Here is a 22375-nt window from a genome sequence, read left to right on the forward strand (position 1 = left end):
GCAGCCTCCGCTCCCTTCCCGAACCCGCCTCAACCTCGCCGCGCCTCAGCGCCGCTCCGTCTCCGTCACCGTCCGTTTCGGTGAGGCGGTATCTAGGCCCACCGCAAAAAACCCGCAAGAGGAAAAACGCACAAAGATCACAGTTTTTTTGCACGCCTCAGCTTCTTGCGCAAAATGTGGTAGATGCAGAAACTTTCACCACAAATTAGCCCCCAAGCCACGCAAGATATGTCTGCAGTCAAGCAGCAGCACCAGCCACGCCAACACCCCCGCCCGCGCAGTAACCAGAATCATACCGCTGAGAACTGCCGCCAAGTGCCTGAATTTTCGGGAATCCCCGATGTGGCCGGCGCTTTCACCGCCCCACCCTCCCCAAAGAGCAAAGAAGGCCGGGGTTTCCCCCGGCCTTTTGTCATTCTGTCCGGGCCATCGCCTCTGTCCGGTTGCTTCGGATCGACGACCAGAGCGCCACGCCGATCAGCCCGGCCCCGCCAAGGCCGGTGATGACCTCGGGAATATGCACAAGCGTCTGGCAATACATGATCACCGACAGGATCAGGATGGCGTAGAACGCCCCATGCTCCAGATAGCGATATTCGGCCAGCGTTCCGCGCTCCACCAGCATGATCGTCATTGAACGCACATACATCGCGCCGATCCCCAGGCCGATGGCGATGACGAACAGGTTCTGGCTAAGCGCGAAGGCCCCGATCACCCCGTCGAACGAGAAGCTCGCATCCAGCACCTCCAGATAGAGGAAGGCACCCAGTCCGCCCTGCGCCGCAGCTCGCGTGGTTTCCTGTGAACGGTCCAGAAATCCGCCCAGCACTTCGACCATGAGGAAGGTCAGCAAGCCATAGATGGCAGAATAGACGAAGACGTTCCGGGCCTCACCTTCCAGCAGCCGCGAGAACAGCAGCACGAGGACCAGCACCAGCGCGATCTCGACCCCCTTGATTGTGGCATAGGAGGCCATGCGGCTTTCCAGCCATTCGACCCAGTGCACATCCTTTTCGTGGTCAAAGAAATAGGTCAGCGCCACCATCATCAGGAAGGTACCGCCGAATGCCGCGATGGGAAGATGCGCCTCTTGCATGATGCGCGCGTATTCAGCCGGGCGGGCAGCCGCCATGATCAGCGCGTCGATCGGGCCGACATGCGCGGCAATGACCACGATCAGCAGCGGGAAGACGATCCGCATGCCGAAAACCGCGATCAGGATACCCCAGGTCAGGAAACGGTGCTGCCAGACCGGGCTCATCGTTTTGAGCTTGTTGGCATTGACGATGGCATTGTCGAAGGACAGCGAGATCTCCAGCACAGCCAGAACGGCGCAGATGAAGAAGATGGTCAGCGCCCCGGAAAGCGTGCCGGTGGTCTGCCAACCAAGGGCAGCACCCAGTGCCAATCCGATGCCGGTGACGATGAAGGCCCATTTGAGATATGCGACCATGGGCTTGGCCGTTGATGTGGACATGAAAGTCAGCATTCCGCTCGGCGGTCCAGAACGCGAGGTGCCGACATCACAAGAGCGCCGATCTCTTGCCAGAGGGGCCCGGTCACCGTGTTGCCGCGGGTGCCTTGGCCCCGCGATGCCCCGAGATAAGAAGGACCGGGCGGTTCTGTCAACTGCCCTGCATCCGGCGCCCCGAAACCGAGGCGCCGGAGCAACGCATCAGGCCGCGGCGCGACGGCCCAATACCTGCGCCACCGTGGCCCCGATGGCGGAGGGGTTTGGCGCGATGGTAATCCCGGCGGCAGTCAGGATCTCCACTTTCTCTTGCGCGCTTTCGCCAAAGGCCGAAACGATGGCACCCGCATGGCCCATCTTGCGGCCCTTTGGCGCCGACAGCCCGGCGATATAGGCGACGACCGGCTTTGACATATGTTCGCGCACCCAGGCCGCGGCCTCTGCCTCCTGCGGGCCGCCAATCTCGCCAATCATCACCACGGCATCGGTTTCGGGATCGGCCTCGAACAGTTGCAGGATGTCGCGGAAGCTTGACCCGTTCACCGGATCGCCACCGATACCGACCGAGGTGGACACTCCGATCCCCAGCGCCTTCATCTGGCTGGCGGCCTCATAGCCCAGCGTACCGGAACGACCGACAATGCCTACCCGACCCGGCATGTAGATATGCGGCGGCATGATGCCCATGAAGCCGCGGCCAGGCGAGATGATGCCCGCGCAGTTCGGCCCGATCAGCCGCATCTTGCGGTTTTCGGGGTAACGGCGCAGGAAGCGTTTCACCTGCATCATGTCCTGAGCCGGGATGCCATCGGTCACGCAGACGGCGGTCTTGATGCCCGCATCCGCCGCCTCCATGATCGCATCGGCCGCGAAGGGCGGCGGCACGAAGACGAGGCTTGCCTCGGCGCCCGTCGCCTCCACCGCCTCGCGCACGGTGTTGAACAGTGGCCGGTCGAGGAAAGTCTCCCCGCCTTTGCCGGGCACCACGCCACCCACCACATTGGTGTTGTTCTTCATCATGTCGGCGGTATGGAACTGGCCGATGCGGCCCGACATGCCCTGAACGATGACCTTGGTCGTTTCGTTGATCAGAATGGTCATATTTTCCTCCCTCAGGCGGCGCGTTTCTGGCGCAGGCCAACGGCAATGTCGGCCGCTTCGGCAAGCGTGTCAGCGGTATGCAGGGGCAGCCCGCTTTCGGCGAGAATGCGTTGGCCCTCCTCGACATTGGTGCCGGCAAGCCGCACCACGACCGGGATAGTCATGCCGACCTCGCGATAGGCCTTCACCACCCCTTCGGCCACCCAGTCGCACCGGTTGATGCCCGCGAAGATGTTCACGAGGATCACCTGCACATTGCGGTCGGTCAGCACCGTGCGGAAGGCGCGGACCACCCGTTCCGGGCTGGCGCCGCCACCGATGTCAAGAAAGTTGGCAGGCTCCCCCCCGGCAAGCTTGATCATGTCCATCGTGGCCATGGCCAGACCGGCACCGTTGATGATGCAGCCAATGTCACCGTCGAGCCCGACATAGGCCAGACCATAATCGCCGGCCATGCTTTCGCGCGGGTCTTCCTGGCTACGGTCACGCAGTTCCGCGACCTCGGGGCGGCGATAGAGCGCGTTGGTATCGAAGCTCATCTTCGCATCCAGCGCCACCAGATCGCCCGAGCCGTTGATGATGAGCGGATTGATTTCGACCATCGTGGCGTCAAGCTCGCGGTAGGCGCGGTGGCAGGCGGTCAGCACATTGACCATCTGCGCAATCTGCCCGCCGCGCAGGCCCAGCGAGAAGGCCAGTTCCCGCGCCTGAAACGGCACCAGACCCACCGCCGGGTCGATGACCATGCGGCGCAGCGAATCCGCGTCGCTTTCCGCCAGATCCTCGATCTCCATCCCGCCATGGGCAGAGGCCACGATCATGATGCGTTCGGATTTGCGATCCAGCACGAAGCCCAGATACAGTTCCTGCCGGATCTCGGACGCCGCCTCGACCCACAGGCGGTAGACACCCTTGCCATTCGCATCGGTCTGCTTTGTCACCAGTTGACGGCCGAACAGGGTTTGCGCGTAGTCCTGCACTTCCTCGGGGCTGCGGCAAAGCTTCACGCCCCCCGCCTCGCCCCGGCCGCCCGAGTGGATCTGCGCCTTCACCACCCAGGCGCTGCCGCCCAATTCGCGCGCGCGGTAGCCTGCCTGTTCCGGGCTGTAAGCCAGGCCACCGCGCGGGACCGGCACGCCGAAGCCTGCCAGAATTTCCTTCGCCTGATATTCGTGAATATCCATTTATATTCCTCCCTCAGCGTGCAGCGATGGCGTCGGCCAGAACGATGACGTTGCGCGCCATGCGTTCCGAGGCCGCGTCGATCATCTTGCCATCCAGAGAGGCGGCGCCGCGCCCCTCGGATTCCGCCTTGCGCAATTCGTCGATGATGCGGCGGGCGCGGGTGACTTCGGTATCCGGCGGCGAGAAGACCTCGTTCGCCAGCGTGACCTGCGAGGGGTGGATGGCCCATTTGCCATCGCAGCCCAGCGCGGCGGCGCGACGCGCGCCCTCCTTATAGCCCTCGGGATCACTGAAATCACCGAAAGGTCCGTCGATGGCGCGCAGGCCATAGGCGCGGCAGGCAACCACCATGCGGCTGATCGCCGAATGCCACTGATCGCCGGGGTAATGCGGGTTCAGACCGCCGATGTTGGTGGTGCGCGCCCTGAGGCTCGCCGCGTAATCGGCCACGCCGAAATGCAGCGCCTCCAGCCGGCCACCAAACTGCGCGATAGCCTCGACATTCGCCATACCCAGCGCGGTTTCAATCAGCGCCTCAAGACCCACGCGGGTCTGATAGCCCTTCGCCATCTCGATCTGGTTCACCATGGCCTCGACCATATACAGATCGCCGGTCACGCCGACCTTGGGCACCAGAAGCGTGTGCACGCGGTCGCCCGCCTGCTCCATCACATCAACGACGTCACGATACATATAGTGTGTATCCAGCCCGTTGATGCGGACAGAAACGGTCTTGCCCGCCGCCGCCCAGTCGATGTCATTCAGCGCCTGAATGGCATTCTTGCGGGCCTGTTCCTTTTCCGGCGGTGCCACCGCATCCTCAAGGTCGAGGAAGATGTAATCGGCCGGGCCGGTCGCGGCCTTGTCGATCATGGTGGGGTTGGACGCCGGGACGGCAAGTTCCGAGCGCTGCAGGCGTTGGCGCCGCAGCGGGTGCAAAGTGTGGCTCATGTGTCTGTCCTGTTTATCCGGTGATCATTCAGCGGCCAGCCGCAGTTCGGGCGTGGCGGGGCGCATCAGGTAAACCTCTTGCGCGGCAGCGACGCCGGAGCCGAGCTTGATGCGGGCGCCGGCCTCGACCAGCGCCATCTCGGCGATGGAAATGGCGGTCAGGCACATGCCTTCGTTCAGATCGCCCAAGTGGCCGATGCGGAACACCTTGCCATTCAGCGGCCCCAGCCCCGACCCAAGCGAACAATTGTAGCGCTCATAGGCGATACGGATGACCTCACGCGCATCCACTCCTTCAGGCACGCGCACCGCCGTGACGGTATCGGAATAAAGCGTCGGATGTTCGGCGCAGAGGTCCAGCCCCCAGGCCGCTACCGCACGGCGCACACCCGATGCCAGCCGCTTGTGACGGGCGTGAATGTTCGGCAGCCCTTCTTCCATCATCCGCGTCAGCGCCGCCTTCACGCCATGCAGCAGCGGCACCGGCGGGGTGTAGGGGAACGAACCACCATCATGGGCGCGCAGCATATCGGCCAGGTCGAAAAAGGCACGGTGCATGGTAGAACTTTCCATCGCCTTCAGCGCCTTCGGGCTGACCGCGAGCATACCCAGCCCCGCAGGGCTCATCAGCCCTTTCTGGCTGCCGGTCACCGCCAGATCGACACCCCAGTCATCCATGCGGAACGGGATCGAGCCGATCGACGATACGCCATCCACAAACAGCAGCGCGTCATGCAGCGCATCATCCAGCGCCTTGCGCACGCCCGCCACGTCCGATGTCACGCCGGTTGCGGTTTCGTTATGGGTGACGAAGACCGCCTTGATCTCGCCATGCCGGTCGGCGCCCAGAATGCGGGCAAATTCCTTCACCGGGGCACCCGCACCCCAGGGCAAGTCGATCAGATGCACCTCCAACCCCAGACGCTTCGCCATCTCGGCCCAGAGATGCGAAAACTGGCCATGCCGCGCCATCAGCACCTTATCACCGGGGTTCAGCGTATTGGTGATGGCCGCCTCCCAGCAGCCAGTGCCCGAGCCGGGAAACAGGGCAACGCGCCCCTTGGTGGTGCCGTAGACCGTCTTGAGATCGGCGAAGATGCTGGCCGTCAAATCCCCAAAATCCGGGGCGCGGTGGTCCTGCATCGGCACGTTCATGGCGCGGCGAACGGTTTCCGGCACATTGGTCGGGCCGGGGATGAAGAGGTGAGAAAGTCCGGTTTTCATGGCAATCCTCCCATTGCTGAGATCATTGATGCCCAGAAATTTCACTGTGGGGAAATGAATCTGCGTTCTGCTGTAAATGCGAGAGTTTACACTTGGCATATTTTGTAATATTGTAATATTAACTAACCATTCATTTGTGTGCGAACGTATGCAGAAAACCTTCATCGGACCTCAGTTGCGGCGCCTGCGGCAAGAGCGTGGGGAAACCCAGGCCCAGATGGCCAAGGCGCTCGGAATCAGTGCGTCATACGTCAACCTTTTGGAAAACAATGAAAGATCCGTTTCTGTCGCCATCCTGTTCCGGCTGTTGGATACCTATGGCGTCGATTGGCGCGATATCGCGGAAGACGAAAACGCAAACCTCCTGCCGGAATTGCGCGGCGCTGTGCAGGATCCTCTCTTTGCACAACTACGCCCAGATCTGCCGCAATTGCGCGCCGCGCTGATCCATAGCCCGGATCTTGCAGCAGCTTTTCTGCGCCTGCATCGTGCCTATCACGCGATTTCGGATCAGTTGCTGTCAATGACCGAACTGGCGGGACAGGCGCCCCTCTCTTCACCTGAAGCGGCGGTCCACGATATTTTCCGCAAGAACCGCAATAACTTTCGTGATCTGGAAGAAGCCGCCGAATCCTTCTGGGCCGGCGAAGAGATCGAACGTGATGAAATCTACTACGCCTTGAAGCGCCGGTTGCGGGATCGGCTTGGCGTGACAGTCCGTGTTCTACCTGTAGAAGAAATGCCGTTTTCCCTGCGCGACTACAGCGCGGCACATCGGGAAATTCAACTGTCAGAAGCTCTGGATCATACCAACCGGATTTTCCAGCTCGTTCATATGTGCGCCTTGCTGGAGCTTGCCGCCCCACTTGATCGTGTCATTGCGGCTTCCGGTCTGTCGGATCCACAAGGTGTCGCGCGCTTGCGGGTGGAGCTTGCAAACTATTTCGCCGCTGCCGTCCTCATGCCTTATGACGCCTTTCTGGCCGAGGCAAAGGCCACGAAATACGACTTTGATCACCTCGCCACCCGGTTCGGCGTCAGTTTCGAACAGGCTTGCCACCGCGCCACGACCCTGCAACGAGAGGGTGCACTCGGCGTTCCGTTCTTCTTTCTGCGGATCGACAAGGGAGGCAACGTCGCAAAGCGGTTCAACGCGACGAGTTTCCCGCTGGCGGAACATGGCGGCGCCTGCCCGCGTCTCGACGTCCATACCAGCTTTCGAACGCCCGGCCGGATCGTTCCGCAATTCGTCGAAATGCCGGAAGGCGGGCGCTTCTTTGTGTTTTCACGAACAGTCGAACGGCCGACCTGGGTTCGCCACGCCCAGGACAATCGACTCGCCGTTGCAATGGGATGCGCGCTCGAACATGTCAGTGAAATCGGTTATGCTGAACCATTCCTGCTTTCAGGTATCACGATGACACCTGTGGGAATAAATTGCCGAATCTGCCCGCGCAACCATTGTGACCAGCGCGCCTACCAGGCTTTGACCCTGCCTGAACCAGTCAACACCATGCGCCGCGGCGCAACACGATTCGAAGTCTGAATTACGATGGACTCTCAGATTTTGTCTCCGCCTCAAGCAATTCCTGAACCCTCAAACGCGCGCGTGCGCTTAGATCCAGCAAGTTGCGCACTGTCGCCAGTGGCTTCTCAGGGCTTGTCTCCAATGGCGGATCAATCGCCATCTCCGCAGCATCTCGCCAGACTCCTTGATCCTGCTCGGATACCGCGCGCCAGGCCCGAGAGACGCGCAGCGCATGATGCATTTCCTCTGTATCCCCAGCACGGAGAAATGCGCCAACCGCCTCGGATGGCATATCCATCTGCATCAGGGCTTCGCCGCGCAATCTCTCGGCCTCAACCCCGCCGAACCCCGCAAGCAATCGCAATGTGGAAGCGGCATCCCGTCTCATCTGTGCAAGACGGGCGGTAAACACCCGCGCCGCAGGCTCCCCACTCTCCATCCCCGCCCGGTTCGTCCATCGCTCGGAAACTTCAGGCAGACCAAGATCAAGAAACCGCGTCGCCAGCAGCTCTGCCGTCTTCTTCGGCAAGCCATCTGGTGCTTGGTCGGTATCGCTTGCCAGCATCAGGAGATCGGACGTGCCTGCCTTTTCAGAAAGGAGGGTCCAGACATCAATCTTGGTTCTTTCGTCTTTTGCCTCCGCAAGGCTCTGCGAAAACTGACCATCCAGAGCAAGGGAAAGGGCGTAAGCCCGTTGTAATGCGGCCGCATCAGGCTGACCCCGGCGCTGGCTGGCCAGGATCTCAAGATCCTGCATCTTCCGGGCATCAATGGCCGTGCCTGTCACAAGCGCCAGATCAACAAGCCCAATCAAGGCAGCAGGTTCCATCGCGTCATGTCCTGCGGCGATTTCCTGATAGGTCTTTTCCGCCTTTTCAGGCAAATTTGACGCATCCAGTGATGCATCAACAAGGCGCACGACACCGGAAGCCCCGTCAGAAGCCCGTGCAATCGCATCCCTGATCTTCCGCACCATTTCGGTATCGCCATTCTGGACAAATCTTTCTGCCAGACGAGGACCGAGCAATTGTCGCAAATTGACCGGGAGATCCGAGTATCCGAGAAAAATTGCCCCTGTATTTACCGGCTCTCCGGGTCGCAAATACGATCGCGCGAGAACTGACCAGAGCGCAGCCAGAGAGGAGCATGATTCCATGCCTTCGAACGGATTCGTGACAATCGGATCGTCGTCCACTATTGCCGCAATCGCCAGAAGGATCGGCGCATCTCTTGTGTCACTTGCAAATACCTTCACGAGTTGTGCCGCTTCTGCCCCGAAACCGAGCGACAATGCCCGCCAAGCCGCCATGGTGGCGATCTGGGGCTGGGGTTCATCCATATCTCCGGCAAGGCCATGGTATAAAAAAGCAAATTCCATCTCTGGCCGACTACTTCCCGTGCTGGCCCGCAACTCAAAACGGCTGTCATCCAGACATGCAAGGCTGTGCGGGTCCTCTGCAGATTTCCCGTCCAGACCTTCAGGCTGCATCACCCGGATATGCACTGACCGACGATCCATCGTCCCCTCGTCAGATCCAGGTCGCGTTGACGCAGGAAGACGCAGGTCAACGATTCCCTCAGATGCAGCCGCACCCAACCCCTCGGCAATTGTCTTGCGCATGAGGTCAAGGGCAAGATCGTCAAGGGGCAGCGGTGCGCGCTCCACTTTCCTGTCCACGGCTAAAGGACGAACGGCGGTTTTCGGCGTCATCACAGCTTCAAACGGCGACCCCTTCTTTGCCGAGCCCGATTTCAGATCAATCACGATGATGCCGGGCCTGAATTCGAAAGCCTCGGCATGGCAATTGCATGCAAGGGCAATGTTCAATACCCCCCCCAATCCAGCTTCCACACCGGCCAGCCGGGTCTTGGAGATGCGACGGAACGCATCGGACAGATCGAATGTCAGCTCGGGATTTTCGATTTGAAGCTGATACCCGCCATCAAGGCGCCCCAGAGTCCAGCTTGCAGGCTGCGCAAGCGTCACGACCAGACGCGAGAAACCGTCATGCTCCCCTGAAGTCACGTGCGCCGTTTCAGCCCATGATGCATATGGCAGGATTAGCATAAGCAGCGCGAACAGGCGGCACATCACGCGGCCTCCTGTTTCAGAGCGCGCAACGCGTCTTCCAGTTCCGCAAAACTCGGGCGAAGATTCTGTGGCGTGTTCTGCCGACCGACTTCGATGCAGATGTTCGCGGGATGATTATAGAGGTTCGCAACCAGAACCTCCCTGATCAGTTGATAAAAATGCGCGTCGTCCTCGACCACCGCCTTCACTCGCGTTGCAAAGGGACCGACAATCCCATAAGCCAGAAATACCCCAAGAAACGTGCCCACCAGCGCACCGCCGATCATCTTGCCCAGAACCTCGGGCGGCTGGTCGATGGCACCCATCGTCTTGATGACCCCGAGAACCGCCGCCACGATGCCCAGCGCCGGAAGCGCGTCGGCTACGGATTGCAAGGCGTGGCTGGAGTGCAGCGCGTGATGGCGCGCGGTGTCCATGCGCTTGTCCAACACCTCCTCCACCTGATGCGGGTCATCATAATTCATCGACGCAGCCCGCAGCGTGTCGCAGATCAACTCCATCGCCTCATGATCTTTACGAATGCGGGGGTAACGGGCAAAAACCGCAGAATCCTCTGGCTTTTCGATGTGCTCTTCCAGTGCGACCGGATTGGAACGCGCAACGCGGATCAACTCGAACAGAAGGCACAGCAGATCGCGGTAATCCCCCGGCCGCCATTTCGGCCCCTTGAAGACCTTGCCGATGTCCTTCATGGCGTGTTTGACCGCCGCAAGGTCATTCGACACGAGAAATGCGCCCAAGGCCGCCCCCCCGATCATGATCATTTCGAAGGGCAGCGACTTCAGGATGATCCCCAGCTTGCCCCCGGCCAGAAGATAGCCACCGAAGACCATCACGAAGATCACGACAATACCGACGAGTCCGAACATCGGCGCCTCCTTCCCAGTGCATCGCGGTCAGCTTTGCCGGTTGGGAGTTAAGATTCCCTCACTGCCTTGGCACATTCGCGTTGCGGCCTGCGATCAGAACACTCATCGCATAGGCGGTATCCGGCGGCATGCCTGCGAGGATCGCGGCGGCGGTCTGCGGCTGCATCCGCCCAAGGAACCCCGCCGCGAATTGCGGGTCCATCCCGGCGAAGATCGCTGCCGCCTCTTTCGGCTTCATGGCCTGATAGACCTCAGTCAACTGCGCCAGATCACGCTCCGCCGCGCCATCGGCCAGCGTCAGGGTCGCGCGCAGACTATCTTCCGCTGCCGCAAGCTCGGCCAAGCGCCGGGTGGTTACGTCTTCGGCCAGTGCAATGGCGGCCGCTTTTTCGGCTATCGCAGCTTCCCGCACAGCCAGCCGCTGTTCCCGCAGAGAAAGAGCCTCAACCAAAGCGGCGGGCGGCACCGGACAGTTGACCGGCATGGCAGCCGCGCCCGCCTCTTCCGATGCCGCAAGCGCATGACCAACGCTGGTTCCGACGCGCAGTGAGGCGCTGGCCAGAAGAATCACCGAAAGGGCGTAGAGGGCGCCACGGCCGGGCCGCCGTGCCGCGCGGCTCACACCCCGATCTCCATATCGTCGCGACCATTGCGGCGGCGCACGAATCGTAGCCGCCGGTCGCTTCCAGTTTCATCTTCGGGCAGGTCATGCAGGGACGCCAGCATGACCTCCAGCCGAGCGGCAGCGGTTTCTGCGCGCAGGGTCAGCGATTCGAGCGTCGCCGCCGAACCGGTTGCCGCTGCCTGCGCGCGAGACAGAGCCTTTGTCATGTCGTCAACCTGCACCGAAAGTACGGCGATCGCCCCGCCCATCCCTGATTCCAATGTGGAAAACCGCTTCAGGCGAACGGAAAGCACATAGCAATAGATGGCGACGCCCAAAGTGCCCGCAACCATCAGGATATCCGCAACGAGTGTCATGCCCATCCCTCAGTTCAGTACGAATTCGGTGACCAGAAGATCGCGCACGCGGCCTTCGCCGGTCACAACCTGAATACGGCGCAACAATTGCGCCCTGATTTTCAACAGCGCATCGGGCCTTTGGAGGTGAGTCACCTCGACCGCGCGCAGGTAGGAATTGATGACGTCCAGAATGCGCGGCATCAAGCGCGCGACTTCCGCCGCATATTGCGGCGTGACTTCCAGTTGCGAGCTGAACTTGAGGTGCTGGTTGTTGCCTGCCGCGCCCAGTGACATCACCACCGTGTCCACTGGCACGAAGGCAATCTCGGGCAACGGCTCTGCTGCGTGTTCCGCCTCTGACTGCGTGCCGGGCACACCGATCATTCCACTGAAGGTTGCATAAAAACCCCCTGCCCCCAGAAGCAGCGCCAGAACGCCCCCGATGAGAACCGGCCATTTCGATGCCTTTTTCGGTGCCGCCTCCTGCGGCTCTTGCGCTTCTGCCATCGTGCTCTCCGCATTCCTTGCGAAGACCAGCTATAAGCCCGAGGTCACTAACCGATTGTTAAGCCCGATCCCGCATGACTCGTCCAAACGGGGCAGAAGCCCGCATGTCAGAGGCGACACATGCAGAACCTCATATCGCTTTGGTCGCAAATGAACCTGCGCAGACAGGTTACCCTGATCGGTGTAACGATTGCCGTCTTCGCTCTGGTCTTTGCCATTTCCCGGGTCACCGGCCGAACGGATTATGCCTTGCTTTACGCCGGGCTGGAGCCGCAGGCAGCGGGCGAGATCGTGGCGGCGCTCGAACAGCGTGGAATTCCTTATGAGGTGCGCGGCACCGCCATCCATGTCGAGACCACCAGCCGGGATGCGATTCGGATGACGCTTGCGGCAGAAGGGTTGCCCGCCGCAGGAGGCGCCGGCTATGAGCTGCTGGACGGGCTGTCCGGCTTCGGCACGACATCGCAGATGTTTGATGCCGCATATTGGCGGGCGAAGGAAGGTGAACTTGCGCGCACCATTCTGGCCAATCCGTCGATTCGCAATGCGCGTGTTCACATCGCGCAATCGGCAGCACAGCCGTTTCGCAAATCGGCCCCGCCAACGGCTTCGGTCACCGTGACCACGGTGGCGGGTGTAGCTTCGACAGAACAGGCCAAAGCCTTGCGGCATCTGGTAGCCGCCGCCATCAGCGGTATGCGCCCCGAAGATGTTTCCGTCATCGACAGTGTCGGTGGGCTGGTTCCCCCGGAGACCGATACCACCACGGCCGCCGCTGCCGATCGGGAAACCGCATTGCGCCAGAATGTCGAGCGGTTGCTGGAGGCGCGTGTCGGCCCCGGAAATGCCGTGGTGGAATTGTCACTGGATCTCGTCACCGATCACGAGCAGATCACCGAGCGCAAATTCGACCCGCAAGGGCGCGTGGCAATATCGACGGACACAACCGAAAAATCTGGCACGAATCGCGATATAAATCAGGATGTTACCGTCGCTTCCAATTTGCCCGAAGGCGATGCTGGCCAGGCCGGGAGTCAAAGCCAGAACAGCGAAACCCGCGAAAGGGTGAATTTCGAAGTTTCGGAAACCCAGCGCGAACTGATTCGCGCGCCGGGTGCCATTCGCCGGATGACGGTTGCCGTTCTGGTCAACGGTCTGCACAGCCAGGCTGCCGACGGCAGCACAAGCTGGCAACCCCGTCCCGAGGCTGAGCTCGCAGATCTGCGCGAACTCGTCGCCTCGGCCGTTGGGCTGGACACCGCACGCGGCGATGTTCTGACGCTGAAATCGCTCTCATTCGAGTCACTGGCCCCGCAAGGAACCCTGGTCGAAGCCGGCTGGCTGCCACAAATCGATGTGATGCAGCTTGTTCAGGTTGCCGTTCTGGCGTTGGTTACTCTTGTGCTTGGCCTGTTCGTTCTGCGCCCACTGCTGACGGGCACGCCCCAGAGGCGCCAGGACGAAACCGGATTACTGCCCGGCGCCATGGGTGGAATGCTCCCCTCCCCCGCCAGCATGGGCGAAGTGCCGCGTGTGGTTTCCGGCGAGATCGACGACATCTCTGGCTTCACCGATATTCCAGGTGAATCGGTGGAACTGCCGGACGATCCCGTAGACAGGCTGCGTCGGTTGATCGAGGCGCGCCAAACCGAATCGGTTCAGATCCTGCGTGGCTGGCTGGAAGATTCAGAGGAGAAGGCGTGATGGGCCTGAAACTCGAAGTCTTCGAATCACAGGCAGAAACCGAGGCTTTGGCCCCTGATCGCGCCTCGGCGGCAGAGGAGGAGCGTCTTGCCGCATATGAACAGGGTTACTCCGCCGGGTGGGAAGATGCCGCCAATGCTGCAAACCAGGACCAAACGCAGATTCGCGGTGATCTGGCACGCAGCATTCAGGCGCTTGGCTTTACCTTTCACGATGCACGCATGCATGTTTTGAAGGCACTGGCGCCCCTGATACGGGAAATGGTGAACCGTCTGCTGCCCGAGGTCGCGCACGCGGCACTGGCGCCTGTGGTTCTGGAAACCCTGATGCCTCTGGCCAAGGATCTTGCAGAGGCGCCGGTTGAACTGGTGCTCAATCCCGCAGCGCGCCTGCCAGTGGAAACGCTGCTGGAACACGCAACCGGGCTGCCGCTGCGGATTGTGGAGGAGCCCACTCTGGGCGAGGGGCAGGTCTATCTCCGCCTTGGCGAGACGGAAACGCGTATCGACCTCGACCGCGCCACGCAGGAACTGTCCACCGCAGTTTACAATTTCTTTGGATTGTCAGAACAGGATCGCAGAATATGACTGATACTTCCGACAGCAACCCTTTCGGACAGGTGCCCATCGAAATCGTGATTTCGGTCGGCAAAGCCCGGCCGCGCGTTCGTGACTTGCTGAAGCTTCAGCGTGATGCGGTTCTACCGCTTGACCGGCGGGTGGATGACCCGGTGGAGCTTTATGTCGGTGACCGGCTGATCGCACGCGGTGAATTGCAGGAAATGGAGGGCGATCAGGCCGGCCAACTCGCTGTTCGGTTGACCGAAGTGGCCAATCTGCGCGGTGAGTTGTGAGATATCCAGCCCTTCTGGCCATCCTGTTCCTGCTGGCAGGCCCGGCCACAGCGCAAAGCTTTTCGGTCGATCTGGGCGAAGGGCCGACGCTTGGAATGCGATCAATGCAACTGATCGCGCTGATCACATTGCTCAGCCTCGCACCGGGCCTTGCGATCATGGTGACCTGCTTTCCCTTCATCCTGACCGTGCTGTCGATCTTGCGGCAGGCCATCGGATTGCAGCAGGCACCGCCCAACATGCTGATGGTCAGCCTCGCGTTGTTTCTGACCTGGTTCGTGATGGACCCGGTATTGACCGAGGCATGGACAAAAGGCGCCGGGCCGTTGTCACGCGGTGAGATCGAGCTGCAAGAAGCGATACCGCTGACTGTTGCGCCGTTCCGTGGCTTCATGTCGGCACGGATCGACCCGGAAACCTATGGCGAACTGGCGTCCCTGCGGGAAGCAACACCGCCAGAGCTGACACAGGCGCCGCTGTCCCTGCTGGTGCCGTCCTTTCTGCTGTCGGAACTGCGCCGCGCGTTCGAGATCGGCTTTCTGGTGTTCCTGCCCTTCCTGATCATCGACCTTGTGGTGGCCGCGATCCTGATGTCGATGGGCATGATGATGGTGCCGCCCGCCATCGTGTCGCTGCCATTCAAGCTGGCGTTCTTCGTCGTCGCCGACGGGTGGAGCCTGCTGTCCGGTGCGCTTGTGCGAAGTTATCTCTAACGCTCGCGCAGCGCCTGCTGGGACTTGTAAAGCGGCTTGGTCAGGTAGGTCAGGATGGTCTTCCCGCCGGTCTGCAATTCCACATCTGCCAACATACCGGGCCGGATTTCCAGCGCCTGCTGGCGTTCCGTCAGCTTCGACAGATCCACTTTCACGGTGACCTTGTAATGCGGGTCACCATCGGGATTGCGCGAGCGGTCGTCTTTGAACGTGTCGGCCGAGATGAAATCGACCTTGCCCTGAAGCGTGCCGTAGATCGTGTAATCATAGGCGGTCAGCTTGATGGTGGCGTCCTGATCCTTGCGAACCTGCGCGATATCCTCGGGTTTCACCCGAGCCTCGATGTAAAGCTCGTCCTCCAGCGGAATGATCTGGAGGATTTCTTCGCCCGGACGCACCACGCCGCCGATGGTGGTGATCGACAGCTTGTTGACCACGCCTTTCATCGGCGCCACCAGAACGGTGCGGTTCAGCTGATCCTCGGCGATCTTCAACTGCTGTTTCAGCGAGGTCAGCTTGCCCAAGGTCTCGGAATAATTTGTAGCGCGGTCGAGTTCCATCTGCGTCACCACGTCATTCAGACGGTTCTCGGCTTCCGATTGCTGCTTGCGCGCGTTGGTCACCTCGATCAGGGGCACGACTTCCATCGCCAGCATCTTCTCAAGAATCTCCAATTCCTTGTTGGCCTGCTTCAACACCTGCTCGGCACCATCTTTCTTTGATCCGTAATCGCTTTGCCGCGCACCCAGAAGCGTGGTTTCAGAAGCCACGATGTCGGGAACCCTCGCGGCATATTCCGGCGGCACATCGAAATCGGCGAGGTTCAGCATTTCGGCTTCCAGCCGCAGGCGACGGATTTCCAGCGTGGCAACCTGGTCGGTCAGATCATCGACCTGCGACTGGTATTGCGTGCCATATAGCCGCGCCAGAACCTGCCCAGGCTGCACGATGTCGCCTTCCGAGACATTCAATTCAGCCAGAATGCCGCCTTCAAGATTGTTGATGATCTGTGGCCGCGACGAGGAAACCACCGTTCCCGGCGCATGCACGATTTCGGCCACCCAGGCGATAGCCGACCATAGCAGGAAGACGACAACTGCAAGGCCAATCACCCAGATCGTGACCGAGGGGCGGCGGGTGCGTTCGGAAATTTCGTGATCGAAGGCTGCGCTGCTCATGGCTTGCCCCCCTGCGCCTTGGACAGATGCGCCAGAACCGCGTCGCGCGGACCATCGACCGCCATCTTGCCGTTTTGAAGGATCACCGTGCGTTCCGTCAGTTGCAGGATGGGCACGCGGTGGGTAGCGATGATCGCGGTGCGGCCCTTCAGCCAGCCATGCAACCGGCTGACCAGCGTCGCCTCAAGCGTCTGGTCCAGCGCGGCAGTCGGCTCGTCCAGCAGCACGACTGACGGGTCTTGCAGCCAGAGCCGCGCCCAGCCGATGCTTTGCCGCTGCCCGACCGAAAGCCCTTCGCCCAGTTCGCGGATTTCCAGATCCAGCCCGCGCGGATGGTTGCGGACAAAAGGGCCAAGACCCGCGAAATCCAGCGCGGCGAACAGCCGGTCGTCATCGCGCTCCAGTTGCGTGAGATTGAGGTTGTCGCGCAGGCTGCCCGCGAACAGTCGCACCTCCTGCCCCAGATAGCCGATCCCGCGGCGCAGGTCGCGCGGATGCACCTGCCCCAGATCCACCCCGTCGATCAGGATGCGGCCGCGTGTCGGATCGAACAGCCCGGCCAGCAGTCGCAGCAAAGTTGACTTGCCCGAGCCATTCGCCCCCAGAACCGCAACATGCTGGCCCGGCGGAATGGCGATGCCCGGAATATCGACCACGGCGCTGGATTTCTCGTCATAGCGGAATTCCACGTTCCGCAGTTCGAATCCGCCCTTGATGTGGTCACGGCGCAGATAGCTGCGGCCCGGTTCTTCCTGCTGTTCAGCGGCAGCTATGCTTTCCAGCCCGTCCAACGCCGCCCGCACATTGGCCCAGCGCGCCAGCGTGGCCGAGATCTGTGACAGCGGGCCAAGCGTGCGCGAGGTCAGGATCCCGATGGCGATGATCGTCCCCACAGTGAAATCGCCGGCGAAAACCTTGTAGGCACCGACGACCACCGCGCTGATATAGGTCGCCTGCTGCACGCCTTGCGCCCAATAGGTCAGCAGCGAGGACATATGCCGCTGTTCCGAGGATTTCAGCGCCGAAAGCGCGGTCAGTTCGGCCCAGATGCGCGAAATCCGGTCCTGCGCACGCTGCGTCGTAACGGTTTCATGTTCATAGACCGCTTCGTAAAGCAGCCGCGCCGCGCGGGTCGAGGCACCCTGCGTCGCCTGGGTCAGCGCGATCATACGTTTCTGGAAGAACAGGCCCGGCGCTACCATCAGGATGCCACCAACCACCAGAATCCACACCAGATTGCCGCCGATCGAAGCGACCAGCAGGAAAAAGATGATCAGGAACGGCAGATCGGCCAGTGTACCGATGGTGGTCGAGGTAAAGAACTCGCGCACCGAGGAAAACTCGCGCATCGCGGCAAAGGTCTGCGAAGGTGTGCGCTTGCCCGGCGCTGCGCGCATGTTCAACAGCCGCCGCATGAGGATTTCCTGCACCGACATCTCGATTCGACGGCCAGTCGTATCCATAAGGGTAGAGCGTGCGACCTTCAGCATCCCCTCCAGCACAACCGCCAGAAACGCACCCATCGCCAGCACCCAGAGCGTCGGTTCCGACTGGTGCGGGATCACCCGGTCATAGACCTGAAGCGAGAACAGCGCGACCGCGACGGCCAGAAGATTGGCGACCAAGGATCCAGCAGCCACCTCGGCAAGCTGGCGGCGAAAGCCCAGAAATTCACCCCAGAACCAGTGCGGGCGAGGAGCATCCTCGGCATGGCGCTGTTCCAATTTGGCCAGCGACGGGCGTGCCCGCAGCAGCACGCCACTGAACACTGCGGTAAATTCATCCAGCGCGACCTCGGCCCGTTTGTCGGGCAGGGTCGCGTCATAGATCGTCACGCAATCGCCGGATTGCGCCAGAACCAGCACAAGCTGCCCCGACGACATCTGTGCCAGCGCAGGCCAGAGTGCCGCGACGGGTGCCTCGGCCCGATCAACCCGTGCGACGAGACCCATGTCTTTCAAGGCGCGGCAAAGGTGGTTCAGATCTGGTGTCGTCCCGGCATCCGCATGAATCGCCATCGCCTCGGCCAGATCGGAGGCTGAAACCTCGGCCCCGGCCAGCCCCAGGTAGATCGCCGCCAATCTTGCGCGTGCCAAAGCCTTCTCGCCGGGTTTCGGCGCCGGCTGTGCCGGTGCCGCGGCGCGCGCTGGCATCGCGGCACGGTTGGCGTTGAGTTCGAAGGCGACGACCCGATCACTCATAGCTGTGTTCCGTTCACCAGCACGCCGCGATCACGCGCGATTTCCAGACGGCGCAATGCGATTTCGTATTTCAGGCCCGCCTGTTCGCGCTGCATCGCAACAAAGGTCTCAAACATGCCCACCAGTTCCATCAGCGGACGGCGGCCCATCTTGTATTGCTGGGTGAAGGTGAACAGCGTCGCCTCGGTCTGTGCCAGCACGGTTGCACCCTCGGCCTCGCGAGCCTGCAAGGTAGCAATGTCATGCTGAAGCGAGACGATGCGGCGGTTGGCATCCTCGGCGCTTTTGGCGATGCGCCGGTCCACCACATCGCCGGTGGAGTTCAGCGCCTGAAGCTCTGCCCCGGTGCCGAAACCAAAGGCGTTGTCGGCACCGATTGACAGGCCGGACAGCAGGCCGTCATCGTCCAGTTTCGCTTCGGCCTTCACGCCGGGAAAGTAACCCGCGCGCAGGATATCGGCCTCGGCCAGTGTGCGCGTCCCCTCGGCACGGGTCTTCAGAACCGCAACAGGCTCTGGTGTGATGCCATCGGGCGGCAGGGGTTGCAGCCCCGCAATACCGTCCAGCGACCGCGCCGACATGGCGTTCAACTCAGCCAACGTCTGACGTGCGTTGAATCGGTCATCATTGAACCGCGCCCGCATCTCGGCGGTCTTCTGTTCGATGACGCGCTGTTCGGAACGGTCGGACAGGCCGCCATCTGCACGGATCGTCACGATGCGCTGGTAATCGGCCATGCGGGTGACAGCCGCTTCGGACAGCCGCGCATAGTCCAGCGATTGCTGGGTCTTGATATACAGGGACAGGCCTTCATAGACGCGCGCATTGGCATCCGCCGCCAAGGAGGCCGCAGCAACCTCCACATCGGCGGCCGAATAGGCCCGTTCAGCCTTGCGCGCGCCACCGTCAAAAATGGTCTGTTCGATCAGGATCGAAGCCGCCACCGCACCCAGCGAGGTCAGGCTGACACTCGGCCCGATCTTCGGCAGCCAGTTTTTCGATTTTGCTTCGGCCTTCAGCCGCGCCACACGCAATTCTGCGCGAGCAACACCGGCGTTTGCCGCGGTCACCGCCTGCGCAACCTCGGTATAGGGACCATCGGGCGGCAGAATGGACTGCCGCGCCAGAAGTGCATCAATGATGGCGGAGCGCTGTTTTGCATCCTGACCGGCCTGACGAAGCTCTGTCATGCTGGCAGGTTGATCTGGGCCATACCCCGCCCCGAAGGACGATCTGGTAACATCCGGCCCCGATCCGCCCATGCAGCCCGCAAGCGCCAGCACAAGCGTCAGGGCCGGGCCGGGGCGCAGGGCCCCGGCTCGAACTGGTTTACGCATACCGGGCATCTGACGCCCCCGTCAGATCAACGTCGTATGGATATCGTCGTCGATCAGAACCGATCCGTGACCGTCGCCCAACGTGTAGACCGTGTAGGTCTGCCCGTCGATCGACTGGGTGCCTGTTGCGGCGAAGTCCCCGCTCAGGCTCACATCGTCGGCCGCATCCCCCTTGACCACCAGCTGATGATCCGGGCCGGTCAGACGGTTCAGATCATCTGCGGTCAAGGTCATCTGCGCATCCGGTGCCCAGGTCAGATCCACCGCCGCGAAATCGAAGCCGTGCAGCCCGGCGCGGCCAAGATCGACCTCCACCGAATTTGTGGTGTTCACGATCAAGAGCGTGGAGGACGAGTTGCCCGCCGCATCCGCATTGTTGATCACCAGATAGCTGCCATCCGGCACAGTGCCGCCAAAGCGGAACTCGGTTTCGTTGAAGGTGGCGTTGTCGGTTTCGGTCGCCTGAATGTGGCTCACCGTGCCCGAGGCATCCACACGATCGAAGGTGTAGATGTCGTCGGTCATGTCGGCATAGAGCGCCCGCATCCCGATGGCATTGCCCTGCGCGTCCTTGGTCGGCGTGATCGCGGTGATCTCGGGTGACAGTGGCGCAACCGTATCGACATGGATCGTTTCGGTGAAGAAATCGACGTTGCCCACGCTGTCGGTGGCGCTCACGCGGATTTCCGTATCCACCCCGTCGCCGACCGGCAGTTCGCCAGCCGCCAGCGTGACAGACCACTTGCCATCCGCACCAGCGCTGACCGTATGGCGAATGCCGTTCTCCAGCGTCACGGTCACGGTCGAATTGGCCTCGACCGTGCCCTGAACCACCACGCCCTGCGCATATTCCGTAGCATTGACCACGCCATCGCCCGCAATCTCGCCCGTAAGGCCAAGGTTACGCACCAGCGTATCGACGTGCACCGCCTGGGTCAGCGTCTTGGTGTTGCCGATGTGATCGGTCGCCACCATGGTCAGCGTCAGATCATGCTCTCCCGCCGGAATTTCCGACGAGGGCACACGGACCGACCAGTTGCCGCTCGCATCCACCGCGGCATTGTGCCAAGCGCCATCAGCAAGCTGCACAACCACGCGCGAGCCCACTTCGACCGTGCCCGAAACGACCAGATCATTCACCGCCTCGGCGCCGTTGATCACAGCATCGGCCGAACCGGCGTAGTCCTTCACCTCGGTATCAATCGACACCGTATGCGTTGCCGTTTCGGTATTCCCGGCCGCGTCCGTCGTCGTCACGCTGACGACCGAGTCGCGGGTGCCGGTGGCGATTTCGTTGCCTTGGTAGGCAACACTCCACTGCCCGTCGGCGCCCACAGTCGTCGTGCGGGTGATGCCTTCGAAGGTCACTTCGACAGTCGCCCCCGCTTCGCCCTCGCCAGTCAGCACGATACCCGCACTGGCCGAATGCTCGGCTCCCGAGATGTAGTTATCCCCCATCTGCGGGTCGTCGATGCTCAGCGAAATTTCGGTATCGACGTCGATGATATGGGTCGCGGTCGCGCTGTTGCCCGCCGCATCCACCGCCGTGACCGTGGCCACCGTGCCGCTGTAGGTGCCCGAAGCCACCACACCGGCCGCGAAGCTGGCGGTCCAGCTGCCATTCTCCGCCACCACCGCATTCACCGTGGTGCCCAGCCATTCAACCGTCACCGTCGCCCCGGCCTGAGCCGAGCCGGTCATGGTGATCGTGCCAGCCGCCTCGGCCGCGTTGATCACATCGTCCCCGGCAATGGCGGCATCCGCAAAAGCTACGGTGGTGAAGGTATCCACCACCACAGTTTCATGAATGACCGTCTGGTTCCCCAGCGGATCGGTCGCGGTGATCGTCGCGGCATAGCTGTGCTCGCCCGAGGCGATTTCCTCGGTCGTGAAGGTCACAGACCAGTTGCCCTCGGCATCCACGACGGTCGTATGGCTGCTGCCCTCGATCTGCACTTCAATCGTGGCGCCAGCTTCACCTTCGCCGCCGATGGTCACACCATCAAGGTATTCGGCGCCGTTCTCGACATCGCCGACACTTTCCACCCCCGAGGTCGCCGAGACTTCGGGCGGGGTCATGTCGATAATGAAGCTCGGGCCGTCGAGATCATAGGTAAACCCGCCGCCGGTGACCGTGACATCCGCACGGAACGAACCGTCCGAAGGGAACGAGCCATCCTCGAAAGTGACACCCCAGGTGCCACTTTCGTTGATCGTCGTGGTCTGCGTCTGATCGCCGACAACCACAGTCACGGTATCGCCCGGCTCGCCAGTGCCGGTCACGACGCAACGCGGATCTTCGGTGTTGGTCGTCAGAGTGTCAGAGGACTCGGGGTGATCGACAGTGGGGGTAGCACGGGTATCTCCGTCGCCGTCGCCGTCGCCGTCACCATCTCCGTCGCCGTCGCCGTCACCATCTCCGTCGCCGTCGCCGTCACCATCTCCGTCGCCGTCGCCGTCACCATCTCCGTCGCCGTCGCCGTCACCATCTCCGTCGC

The 22375-nt window shown here is 61.6% G+C and carries 19 protein-coding genes; 5 read left to right on the forward strand and 14 right to left on the reverse strand.

The genetic code is table 11. From position 1 onward, the window contains the following. Nucleotides 1-412 precede the first annotated feature (412 nt). The 5 genes from D2N39_RS14915 to D2N39_RS14935 form a co-directional block, all read right to left on the reverse strand. Entirely contained in the window at nt 413-1489 is a 1077-nt protein-coding gene (locus D2N39_RS14915; protein ID WP_407645579.1) for a DUF475 domain-containing protein, read from the reverse strand. Between the two features lie 186 nt (nt 1490-1675). Continuing rightward, nucleotides 1676-2572: a succinate--CoA ligase subunit alpha gene (sucD, locus tag D2N39_RS14920; RefSeq protein ID WP_119135584.1), complete on the reverse strand. Its 897-nt coding sequence runs from the start codon at nt 2570-2572 to the stop codon at nt 1676-1678. Nucleotides 2573-2583: 11 nt separating this feature from the next. Then, nucleotides 2584-3756, reverse strand: coding sequence for a malate--CoA ligase subunit beta (locus D2N39_RS14925; protein WP_054303958.1), 1173 nt, complete (start codon nt 3754-3756; stop codon nt 2584-2586). A 13-nt stretch (nt 3757-3769) separates the two neighbouring features. After that, nucleotides 3770-4708 carry an HpcH/HpaI aldolase/citrate lyase family protein gene (locus D2N39_RS14930; RefSeq protein ID WP_054303959.1) on the reverse strand — a complete coding sequence of 313 codons (939 nt, stop codon included), beginning with the start codon at nt 4706-4708 and terminating at the stop codon, nt 3770-3772. Between the two features lie 24 nt (nt 4709-4732). Further along, nucleotides 4733-5932, reverse strand: a complete 1200-nt coding sequence (locus tag D2N39_RS14935) for a pyridoxal-phosphate-dependent aminotransferase family protein (RefSeq protein WP_119135715.1) — start codon at nt 5930-5932, stop codon at nt 4733-4735. Nucleotides 5933-6080: 148 nt separating this feature from the next. Between D2N39_RS14935 and D2N39_RS14940 the strand changes: the two genes are divergently transcribed. Next, nucleotides 6081-7478 (forward strand): helix-turn-helix domain-containing protein, encoded by a 1398-nt coding sequence (locus D2N39_RS14940; protein WP_119135585.1) that lies wholly within the window; start codon nt 6081-6083, stop codon nt 7476-7478. 1 nt (nt 7479) lies between these two features. Here D2N39_RS14940 and D2N39_RS14945 read toward each other — a convergent pair whose 3' ends face one another. Genes D2N39_RS14945 through D2N39_RS14965 form a run of 5 tightly spaced genes read right to left on the reverse strand, consistent with a single transcriptional unit; the run spans nt 7480 to nt 11891 of the window. Further along, a complete protein-coding gene (locus tag D2N39_RS14945) occupies nt 7480-9552 on the reverse strand; it encodes a hypothetical protein (protein ID WP_119135586.1) in 2073 nt (690 codons plus the stop codon). After that, complete coding sequence (gene motA / locus D2N39_RS14950; protein WP_119135587.1) at nt 9552-10421, reverse strand: flagellar motor stator protein MotA; 870 nt, start codon at nt 10419-10421, stop codon at nt 9552-9554. The genes D2N39_RS14945 and motA overlap by 1 nt, the downstream gene beginning before the upstream one ends. A 58-nt stretch (nt 10422-10479) precedes the next feature. Next, entirely contained in the window at nt 10480-11043 is a 564-nt protein-coding gene (locus D2N39_RS14955; RefSeq protein WP_119135588.1) for a MotE family protein, read from the reverse strand. Further along, on the reverse strand, nt 11040-11402 hold the full coding sequence (locus D2N39_RS14960; protein WP_119135716.1) for a hypothetical protein: 363 nt from the start codon (nt 11400-11402) through the stop codon (nt 11040-11042). The genes D2N39_RS14955 and D2N39_RS14960 overlap by 4 nt, the downstream gene beginning before the upstream one ends. A gap of 9 nt (nt 11403-11411) precedes the next feature. After that, nucleotides 11412-11891: a flagellar basal body-associated FliL family protein gene (locus D2N39_RS14965; protein ID WP_119135589.1), complete on the reverse strand. Its 480-nt coding sequence runs from the start codon at nt 11889-11891 to the stop codon at nt 11412-11414. Nucleotides 11892-12011: 120 nt separating this feature from the next. Here D2N39_RS14965 and fliF point away from each other — a divergent pair, with 120 nt between their 5' ends. Genes fliF through fliP form a run of 4 tightly spaced genes read left to right on the forward strand, consistent with a single transcriptional unit; the run spans nt 12012 to nt 15161 of the window. Then, nucleotides 12012-13595 carry a flagellar basal-body MS-ring/collar protein FliF gene (gene fliF / locus D2N39_RS14970; protein ID WP_119135590.1) on the forward strand — a complete coding sequence of 528 codons (1584 nt, stop codon included), beginning with the start codon at nt 12012-12014 and terminating at the stop codon, nt 13593-13595. Beyond that, the gene (locus D2N39_RS14975) at nt 13595-14182 is read left to right on the forward strand and encodes a FliH/SctL family protein (RefSeq protein WP_119135591.1); all 588 of its coding nucleotides are present in this window, start codon (nt 13595-13597) and stop codon (nt 14180-14182) included. The genes fliF and D2N39_RS14975 overlap by 1 nt, the downstream gene beginning before the upstream one ends. Further along, nucleotides 14179-14448 (forward strand): FliM/FliN family flagellar motor switch protein, encoded by a 270-nt coding sequence (locus D2N39_RS14980; protein ID WP_119135592.1) that lies wholly within the window; start codon nt 14179-14181, stop codon nt 14446-14448. Before D2N39_RS14975 ends, D2N39_RS14980 begins: the two co-directional genes overlap by 4 nt. Next, a complete protein-coding gene (gene fliP, locus D2N39_RS14985) occupies nt 14445-15161 on the forward strand; it encodes a flagellar type III secretion system pore protein FliP (protein ID WP_119135593.1) in 717 nt (238 codons plus the stop codon). Before D2N39_RS14980 ends, fliP begins: the two co-directional genes overlap by 4 nt. Here the strand turns inward: fliP and D2N39_RS14990 are convergent. From D2N39_RS14990 to D2N39_RS15005, 4 genes are all read right to left on the reverse strand, one after another. Further along, nucleotides 15158-16339, reverse strand: coding sequence for an HlyD family efflux transporter periplasmic adaptor subunit (locus D2N39_RS14990; protein WP_119135594.1), 1182 nt, complete (start codon nt 16337-16339; stop codon nt 15158-15160). The genes fliP and D2N39_RS14990 overlap by 4 nt on opposite strands. Next, nucleotides 16336-18540 (reverse strand): ATP-binding cassette domain-containing protein, encoded by a 2205-nt coding sequence (locus tag D2N39_RS14995; RefSeq protein WP_119135595.1) that lies wholly within the window; start codon nt 18538-18540, stop codon nt 16336-16338. Before D2N39_RS14995 ends, D2N39_RS14990 begins: the two co-directional genes overlap by 4 nt. Then, entirely contained in the window at nt 18537-19877 is a 1341-nt protein-coding gene (locus D2N39_RS15000; protein ID WP_158589849.1) for a TolC family protein, read from the reverse strand. Before D2N39_RS15000 ends, D2N39_RS14995 begins: the two co-directional genes overlap by 4 nt. A 21-nt stretch (nt 19878-19898) precedes the next feature. Beyond that, a partial coding sequence (locus tag D2N39_RS15005) for an Ig-like domain-containing protein (protein WP_119135597.1) occupies nt 19899-22375 on the reverse strand: 2477 nt, incomplete at its 5' end.

It is taken from the genome of Gemmobacter lutimaris (assembly GCF_003570715.1).
GTDB classification, from domain to species: Bacteria; Pseudomonadota; Alphaproteobacteria; order Rhodobacterales; family Rhodobacteraceae; genus Gemmobacter; species Gemmobacter lutimaris.

Excerpts from the sequence above, each read along its gene's own strand:
- D2N39_RS14980 (WP_119135592.1), top strand. The coding sequence starts at position 14,179 with ATGACTGATACTTCCGACAGCAACCCTTTCGGACAGGTGCCCATCGAA.
- D2N39_RS14925 (WP_054303958.1), bottom strand. The coding sequence starts at position 3,756 with ATGGATATTCACGAATATCAGGCGAAGGAAATTCTGGCAGGCTTCGGC.
- D2N39_RS14975 (WP_119135591.1), top strand. The coding sequence starts at position 13,595 with ATGGGCCTGAAACTCGAAGTCTTCGAATCACAGGCAGAAACCGAGGCT.
- D2N39_RS14995 (WP_119135595.1), bottom strand. The coding sequence starts at position 18,540 with ATGAGTGATCGGGTCGTCGCCTTCGAACTCAACGCCAACCGTGCCGCG.
- sucD (WP_119135584.1), bottom strand. The coding sequence starts at position 2,572 with ATGACCATTCTGATCAACGAAACGACCAAGGTCATCGTTCAGGGCATG.
- D2N39_RS14935 (WP_119135715.1), bottom strand. The coding sequence starts at position 5,932 with ATGAAAACCGGACTTTCTCACCTCTTCATCCCCGGCCCGACCAATGTG.
- D2N39_RS14915 (WP_407645579.1), bottom strand. The coding sequence starts at position 1,489 with ATGCTGACTTTCATGTCCACATCAACGGCCAAGCCCATGGTCGCATAT.
- D2N39_RS14930 (WP_054303959.1), bottom strand. The coding sequence starts at position 4,708 with ATGAGCCACACTTTGCACCCGCTGCGGCGCCAACGCCTGCAGCGCTCG.
- D2N39_RS14960 (WP_119135716.1), bottom strand. The coding sequence starts at position 11,402 with ATGACACTCGTTGCGGATATCCTGATGGTTGCGGGCACTTTGGGCGTC.
- D2N39_RS14940 (WP_119135585.1), top strand. The coding sequence starts at position 6,081 with ATGCAGAAAACCTTCATCGGACCTCAGTTGCGGCGCCTGCGGCAAGAG.
- D2N39_RS15000 (WP_158589849.1), bottom strand. The coding sequence starts at position 19,877 with ATGCGTAAACCAGTTCGAGCCGGGGCCCTGCGCCCCGGCCCGGCCCTG.
- D2N39_RS14965 (WP_119135589.1), bottom strand. The coding sequence starts at position 11,891 with ATGGCAGAAGCGCAAGAGCCGCAGGAGGCGGCACCGAAAAAGGCATCG.
- D2N39_RS14990 (WP_119135594.1), bottom strand. The coding sequence starts at position 16,339 with ATGAGCAGCGCAGCCTTCGATCACGAAATTTCCGAACGCACCCGCCGC.
- D2N39_RS14945 (WP_119135586.1), bottom strand. The coding sequence starts at position 9,552 with ATGTGCCGCCTGTTCGCGCTGCTTATGCTAATCCTGCCATATGCATCA.
- fliF (WP_119135590.1), top strand. The coding sequence starts at position 12,012 with ATGCAGAACCTCATATCGCTTTGGTCGCAAATGAACCTGCGCAGACAG.
- motA (WP_119135587.1), bottom strand. The coding sequence starts at position 10,421 with ATGTTCGGACTCGTCGGTATTGTCGTGATCTTCGTGATGGTCTTCGGT.